Source organism: Microcoleus sp. S28C3 (assembly GCF_036700785.1).
GTDB lineage: Bacteria > Cyanobacteriota > Cyanobacteriia > Cyanobacteriales > Microcoleaceae > Microcoleus > Microcoleus asticus.
The window spans coordinates 54,443-60,776 of record NZ_JAUBPO010000038.1 but is presented as its reverse complement, the minus strand read 5'-3'; the positions used below and the strand labels follow the sequence as shown (position 1 = coordinate 60,776).

5 protein-coding genes are annotated in these 6,334 nt (G+C 46.9%); 4 read left to right on the top strand and 1 reads right to left on the bottom strand.

The window, feature by feature from the left end; genetic code table 11:
- Positions 1–152: 152 nt before the first annotated feature.
- Positions 153–275 (top strand): hypothetical protein, encoded by a 123-nt coding sequence (locus QUA13_RS13755; RefSeq protein WP_333199241.1) that lies wholly within the window; start codon positions 153–155, stop codon positions 273–275.
- 84 nt (positions 276–359) lie between these two features.
- Entirely contained in the window at positions 360–680 is a 321-nt protein-coding gene (locus tag QUA13_RS13750; RefSeq protein WP_333199238.1) for a transposase, read from the top strand.
- Between the two features lie 442 nt (positions 681–1,122).
- On the opposite strand, the gene gltD is transcribed toward QUA13_RS13750, so the two are convergent.
- Positions 1,123–2,607: a glutamate synthase small subunit gene (gltD, locus tag QUA13_RS13745; protein WP_333167206.1), complete on the bottom strand. Its 1,485-nt coding sequence runs from the start codon at positions 2,605–2,607 to the stop codon at positions 1,123–1,125.
- Positions 2,608–3,120: 513 nt separating this feature from the next.
- Here gltD and QUA13_RS13740 point away from each other — a divergent pair.
- Both QUA13_RS13740 and QUA13_RS13735 read left to right on the top strand, forming a co-directional pair.
- On the top strand, positions 3,121–4,152 hold the full coding sequence (locus QUA13_RS13740; RefSeq protein WP_333199236.1) for a sulfate/molybdate ABC transporter ATP-binding protein: 1,032 nt from the start codon (positions 3,121–3,123) through the stop codon (positions 4,150–4,152).
- A gap of 215 nt (positions 4,153–4,367) precedes the next feature.
- Positions 4,368–6,311: an ATP-binding protein gene (locus tag QUA13_RS13735; protein ID WP_333199233.1), complete on the top strand. Its 1,944-nt coding sequence runs from the start codon at positions 4,368–4,370 to the stop codon at positions 6,309–6,311.
- Positions 6,312–6,334: the final 23 nt, after the last annotated feature.

Genomic DNA, 6,334 nt, shown 5'->3' with positions numbered 1-6,334 from the left:
GTTCGTAATTCATATTATTAAGCTCATTTTTTCTTTTATTTTACCTAGAACGATCGCACTTTCGCAAGAGGTCTATTGTTTGTGAGCATCAAATATTGTTGGTAAAACCCGCCCCTACAGGCCATCGTAGGGGCGGGTTTCACCAACCATTTATGTCAGAAATCAACAATCTAATAAACCCGCCGCCGCCCAACGAACAACTGTTTTATGGGGACAAAATTATGAAATACGATCCTAACAAACACCACCGCCGCTCAATTCGCCTGCCAGGATAGGATTATAGGACTCCAGGCTCGTATTTTATCACTATTTGCAGTTGGCAGCGCGAATGTCTATTCGGGGAAGTTATTAATGATAAAATGCAATTGAGTCCCTATGGTAAAACTGTTTTATTCAATTGGAGCCTTCTTCCCAAACGTTACAAAAACGTAGCATTAGACGATTTTATTGTGATGCCAAATCACGTTCATGGAATTATTGTTTTGAAAGGCAGCCCAGAAATAAATTATACAGAATCCGATAAATTTGGGCACAGAAAATCAACAATCCATCCTTTGTCGGAAATTGTGCGGGGTTTAAAAACATCTTCGGCGCGGCGAATTAACCAAATGCGATATTTGACAGGCATATCGGTGTGGCAGCGGGGTTATTACGAACATATCATCCGCAATGAAGAATAATTAGTTGCCATTCGTGAATATATTGTTAATAATCCTGTGTTGTGGGGAAAAGATGAATTGTATCCTCATAATTCAGTCAAAATTAATGAATCTAGTCCGCTGGCGATCGAATGGAATGGCAAATTTTATATGCAGTCGATCGTCGTGTAATATTATGTCGATCGATTTGTAGGGGCGGGTTTCACCAACCATCTATGCCTAAAAAAAACAATATAATAAACCCGCCCCGCCCAACGGTAAATCCGAATCTACATTTTTTTTATGCGATCGAACATCAGGTTAATCTGGGTTATTGGTTGGGTGGGGGCGGGTTTATCTAGATGGTTTGTGAGCATCAAATATTGTTGGTAAAACCCGCCCCTACAGCCCATCGTAGGGGCGGGTTTCACCAACCATTTAGGTGAGAAACCAACAATCTAATAAACCCGCCCCTACCCAAGGACTAAGGCAAATCAGTGCTCCCCATCAGATAAAGGTCGCACTCCCGGGCCACGCCGCGCCCTTCATTAATCGCCCAAACAACCAAACTTTGTCCCCGGCGACAGTCCCCAGCCGCGAAAACTCCCGGAATGCTGGTTGTATATTTTTCGTGCTCGGCTTTCACGTTGCTGCGGGCGTCGCGTTCCAATCCCAGCGCATCCAGCAAAGGCTGTTCCGGGCCGAGGAAGCCCATCGCTAGCAAGACAAGCTGTGCGGGCAACACTTTTTCGGTGCCCGGGATGTGGTTCGGAATAAACTGCCCTTTCTCGTTTTTCGCCCACTCCACCTCGACGGTGTGCACAGCTTTGACATTGCCGTTTTCGTCGCCCTCGAACTTTGTCGCCGTGGTGAGATAGCCGCGGGGGTCGTCGCCGAATTTGGCTGCGGCTTCTTCTTGGCCGTAGTCGAGGCGGTAGACTTTCGGCCATTCGGGCCAGGGATTGTTGGCCGCCCGTTCCGAGGGCGGTTTGGGCAGGATTTCTAGCTGTACCAGACTTTTGCAGCCGTGGCGGATGGAGGTGCCCACGCAGTCGGTGCCGGTGTCGCCGCCGCCGATGATCGCGATATCTTTGCCTTCGGCGGAAATGAAGTTATCGTTGGTGCTCTTGTCTAAAACTGCTTTGGTGTTGGCTGTCAGGAAGTCCATTGCGAAGTGGATGCCTTTTAATTCCCGGCCGGGGATGCCCAAGTCGCGGGGTTTGGTGGCGCCGGTACAGAGGACAACGGAGTCGTATTCTTTTAGCAGTTGTTCGGCTGGTAAGTCTTTGCCGACTTCGGTGTTGCAGACGAATGTCACGCCTTCGTCTTCGAGGACTTTCAGGCGGCGCATCACGACTTGTTCTTTGTCTAGCTTCATGTTGGGGATGCCATACATTAGCAGGCCGCCTGGTCGATCGGCTCTTTCGTATACAGTTACCCAATGACCGGCTTTATTTAGTTGCGCGGCAGCGGACAAACCGGCGGGCCCGGAACCGATAACGGCGATTTTTTTGCCGGTGCGTTTGGCTGGCGGTTCCGCAGTAATCCAGCCTTCATCCCAGCCTTTGTCGATAATTGCGGCTTCGATGTTTTTAATCGTGACAGGCGGGTTGTTGATGCCGAGCACGCAAGCGCCTTCGCAGGGTGCGGGACAGACGCGGCCGGTGAATTCGGGGAAGTTGTTGGTTTTGTGGAGTCTGTCAAGGGCTTCTTTCCAGAGTCCGCGATATACTAGGTCGTTCCATTCGGGGATGAGGTTGTTAATCGGGCAGCCGCTTGCCATGCCGCTGATAATTGTGCCCGTGTGGCAAAACGGAATGCCGCAATCCATGCAGCGCGCGCCTTGGGTGCGGAGTTTGTCCTCATCCATCGGCAGGTGAAATTCGTCCCAGTTGTGGACTCTCTCGACTGGTGAGAGTTCGGAGGGCAATTCGCGCAAGAATTCGATAAAGCCTGTTGGTTTTCCCATAGTGGTGTTCTGGTTAGAATTTACTATTCTGTCAGTTTCTCAAAGGTGAAGCTGGCTGGCTTCTGAATTAACTATTGTGATCTAAATTGTGTGCGATCGCACCTCAGATTGAGCAATTCCTACGTGAAATCTTCAATATTGCCGGGACTGGCGAATTGTCGGTAGTCGGGGAATCGTCAGGCCAGCAGACTACCGCAAAACAGCCATTGCTGCTAAGCTGTTGGGCATTTAACCTGCATACTGCGGGCGAGGACATTTAATTTTTCCCCAATTGACTGACGATCGCATTTATCGCATTTACCGCTACAGCCACATCTGGAAACGCTCGCGGGTTAACTCTTCCGGCCCGCCAGCCTCAACTTTGAAACGCAGTCCCCATCAGGAGAGCCTCGAAATAAAATACAAAAAGTTACAGACCTTGCAGAATATTATTTATTTTCAGGATATACTACTGTAAATCTGTCAGATAAGTGGAGTTTGCTTTTTTAACTCCTAAAATAAGTAAATAGACTCATGAGCATTACAATTCAGAACGTATCTAAACACTTTGGCTCCTTTCACGCCATTGACAACGTGAATTTGGAAATTAAAAAGGGTTCTTTAGTGGCGCTGTTGGGGCCTTCCGGTTCCGGGAAATCGACTCTGCTGAGGATGATCGCGGGGCTAGAACCGCCGGACAGCGGTCAGATTTACCTGACCGGTGAAAATGCTACTCATCAGTCGGTGCAGGAACGCCATATCGGTTTTGTGTTTCAGCACTACGCTTTATTCAAACACATGAGTATTCGGAAAAATATTGCTTTTGCGATGGAAATTCGCAAAGTTCCTAAAGGCGCGATTAGCAGGCGGGTTGAGGAACTTTTGAATTTAGTGCAGTTGACAGGTTTGGGCGATCGCTATCCTTCGCAACTTTCCGGGGGCCAGCGGCAGCGGGTGGCTTTGGCGAGAGCTCTAGCAGTTCAACCCAAAGTGCTGCTGCTAGACGAACCTTTTGGAGCATTAGATGCTAAAGTCCGCAAAGAATTGCGATCGTGGCTGCACAACCTTCACAAAGAAGTTAACATCACCACAGTTTTTGTGACTCACGACCAAGAAGAAGCTATGGAAGTAGCCGATGAAATTGTGGTGATGAACAAAGGTAAAGTCGAACAAGTTGGCACTCCTGCTGAAATTTACGACAAACCGGCATCAGCTTTTGTGATGAGTTTTATTGGGCCTGTCAATGTGCTGCCGAATGCTGCGGGTTTGTTCGCCAGCAACGGTTCAACGGCTCACAATAATGGAGCCGCCCATTCTGATTTAGTGTTTTTGCGCCCCCACGATGTGGAAATTCAAACTAAGCCACAGTCTGGTTTTGCATTAGCAACAGTCAGCCGCATCATTCATTTAGGGCGGGAAATTCAAACCGAATTACTATTAGAATCGGAGCAGGTAGTAACAGCTTACGTGAGTCGCGAGCGCTTCGATTCTCTACAGTTAACGCCAGATCAGCAGGTTTACGTCAAGCCCAAACACGCGATGACTTTTCCTGCTTATTCAATTTAAATCAGCGGCTGCATCTTACTCAAAATACTATCGGGGAGCTTTTACAAAACACTGCTCCCACATCGTTACCAGGCACGTGCCTGGTAATGCTGTCTCGTGGCTCTAAATCGGAGGCAGATCCTCCTGAAATTCATTCCCAGGCTCTGCCTGGGAAGGGGAAAAAGCTTCCTCCTGAAATTTTGAGTTGGAACCATAAAAAAAGGTCAGCGAAGAATATGAATGCTAACAAATTGTTCAATTTAGCAACTAGCACTTTACTTACTTATCGCCGTTACATCCAGGCAGGATTAACACTTTTTGCAGGATTGGGACTTTCTGCGATCGCCTCTTCAGTTGCGTACAATTGGGAATACAAATCCATGCAAGCCGAACTGCAAGACCGGCTGGACAAAATAGCTACAGACATTCAGAGAGATGTTAGCGGCAATTTAGAAATAATTCGTGCTGCTGGAGCCTTTTACAGCGTATTTGACGGCGTTAAACAACCAGAAATGAAGACATTTGTTGGTCCTGCCCTCTACCGCCATCCGAGCCTGAAGGCGATCGCTTGGCTGCCCCGTGTTTCTGACTCTCCGCAATTCCTGACAGAGGAAATAGATTTAAGTTTAGATTTAACTGCCAATCGGGTAGCGTTAGAAAACGCCACAAAAAGACAAGAAATTATCGCGACTGACCGCCAAAAATTGCCCTCACAAAATTCCCCAAGCTTCTTCGTCTTTCTGCCAATTTTTAGTCAAACGTCTCCTGGCGATACCGCAGCCTTACCGCAAAATTTACCTGCGAGCAAACCAGAAAATTTGAAAGGTTTTACTATGGGAATTTTGCTCATTGATGCTATTGTTAAATCGGCTTTACAGGAAACTCAACTTAACTTTGTTAACGTGTATCTTCAAGATCCTATGGCTCCTGAAGCCGAAAGATTTCTCGCTTTTTACGAAGCGAAGACTAAAAGAATAGTTACTGACGAAAACATTAAAAATCAACTCTATATTGGGGAAAGAGCTTACTGCCCGGACGGCAGCAGTTGCACCCGCATTCTCAATATTGAAAATCGCAGGTGGCTGCTGCAACTGCGGCTGACGCCAGAGTACATTAATCCTCTAAGATTTTGGCGTTCTTTGACTGTTTTAATATTAGGGATTATCTTAAGCTTGGCTGTGACACTTTATCTAATTAGCTTGTTGACTTATACCGATAAACTTGAAAAGGTAGCAGCAGAACGCACGGCTAAATCTCAACAGCTAGAGCAAACGTTGCAAGAATTGCAGCAAACTCAAACTCAACTGATTCAGCAGGAAAAAATGTCTAGTTTGGGTTTATTAGTTGCTGGTGTCGCCCACGAAGTTAACAATCCTATTAGTTTTATTTACGGCAATATTCAACACGCCAGCGCATATAGTAGGGATTTGTTGGAGTTGGTAAAACTCTACCAAAAACACTATTCATACCCTCCAGCGGAAATTTCAAAGTATTTAGAAAATATTGACTTTGACTTTCTCAGCAAAGATTTGCCGCAACTGCTGTCATCGATGAAAATAGGAGCAGATCGCATTGTTCAAATTGTCAAATCTTTGCGTAATTTCTCTCGCTTAGATGAAAGCGAAATGAAACCTGTCAACATCCATGAAGGCATTGACAGCACTCTGCTAATTCTGCAAAGTCGCCTGAAAGCTACAGCCCACCGCCCCGCGATCGAGATTGTTAAAAACTACAGCAATTTACCTTTAGTAGAGTGCTATGCCGGACAATTAAATCAGGTGTTTATGAATATTCTGGCTAATGCGATCGACGCCCTTGAGAGTTACAACCTCGATCGCGGGCCCAAAGCAGCCAAAGCCAATCCGATCGCGATCGCCATAACCACAGAATATTCGAGCCCCGATAAAATAATTGTGCGGATATCTGACAACGGCCCCGGTATGGCAGAAAATGTCAAAAAACTGCTGTTCGACCCGTTCTTTACGACTAAACCTGCCGGAAAAGGGACGGGATTGGGACTGTCAATCAGCTATAAAATTGTCGTAGAAAAGCACAAGGGTGCGCTGCGCTGCGATTCGACACCGGGATTGGGGACGGAATTCTCGATCGAGATTCCGCTGCGGCAAGAAGTCAGACAAGCTGTACAGTTTGTTTCGCGGAAAATATCGGAGGCAGCTTAGAAAGGGCTGGGGAAGAAAAAATT

Excerpts from the sequence above, each read along its gene's own strand:
- gltD (WP_333167206.1), bottom strand. The coding sequence starts at position 2,607 with ATGGGAAAACCAACAGGCTTTATCGAATTCTTGCGCGAATTGCCCTCC.
- QUA13_RS13750 (WP_333199238.1), top strand. The coding sequence starts at position 360 with ATGCAATTGAGTCCCTATGGTAAAACTGTTTTATTCAATTGGAGCCTT.
- QUA13_RS13755 (WP_333199241.1), top strand. The coding sequence starts at position 153 with ATGTCAGAAATCAACAATCTAATAAACCCGCCGCCGCCCAACGAACAA.
- QUA13_RS13735 (WP_333199233.1), top strand. The coding sequence starts at position 4,368 with ATGAATGCTAACAAATTGTTCAATTTAGCAACTAGCACTTTACTTACT.
- QUA13_RS13740 (WP_333199236.1), top strand. The coding sequence starts at position 3,121 with ATGAGCATTACAATTCAGAACGTATCTAAACACTTTGGCTCCTTTCAC.